Consider the following 436-nt stretch of genomic DNA (forward strand, 5'->3'; position numbering starts at 1 on the left):
TTTGTACCCCACCGATGAAAAAGACAAAAACTCACACCGGGCTTCTCATCATTAAAGATAAAACCCGACGTGTCAGCCTCTACGAAACGCCAACGGCATGGTGTATCAGGGGGCAGGAGTGCTACAGCAAAAGCACTGGACGCCGCTGTGGCAGCCACGACAGTCTGAGCAGACTGCGCCTGGACAGCATTAAGCCTGTTGAATGAGTGGTGGCACCATGAAAGATAACAACACAACCGCCACCCCAGAAGCCTGGAAAATGCGTTTTCTGGCCAACGGGACATCCGGCACATGGTTTTACACTGACGACATTGCAGTCACTGACGCGTGGCTTCGCGCGCACCCGGATGATGTGGAGGTTATCCCTCTCTGCCGGATACAGCCCCGCCAGCATTCCCATGAACAACATATTGAAGAACTCCGCGCAGCCCTGGCC

Annotated in this window: 2 protein-coding genes; both read left to right on the forward strand. The window is 54.6% G+C overall.

Going from position 1 to position 436, the window contains the following annotated elements:
- A partial coding sequence (locus RM425_RS21530; RefSeq protein ID WP_311347274.1) for a hypothetical protein occupies positions 1–206 on the forward strand: 206 nt, incomplete at its 5' end.
- Positions 203–436, forward strand: a 234-nt coding sequence (locus tag RM425_RS21535) for a hypothetical protein (protein WP_311347275.1), incomplete at its 3' end; no start/stop codon positions are given. The genes RM425_RS21530 and RM425_RS21535, both read left to right, overlap by 4 nt.

Origin of the sequence: Blastococcus goldschmidtiae (genome assembly GCF_031845325.1) — a bacterium.
In the GTDB taxonomy this organism is placed as follows: domain Bacteria; phylum Actinomycetota; class Actinomycetes; order Mycobacteriales; family Geodermatophilaceae; genus Blastococcus; species Blastococcus goldschmidtiae.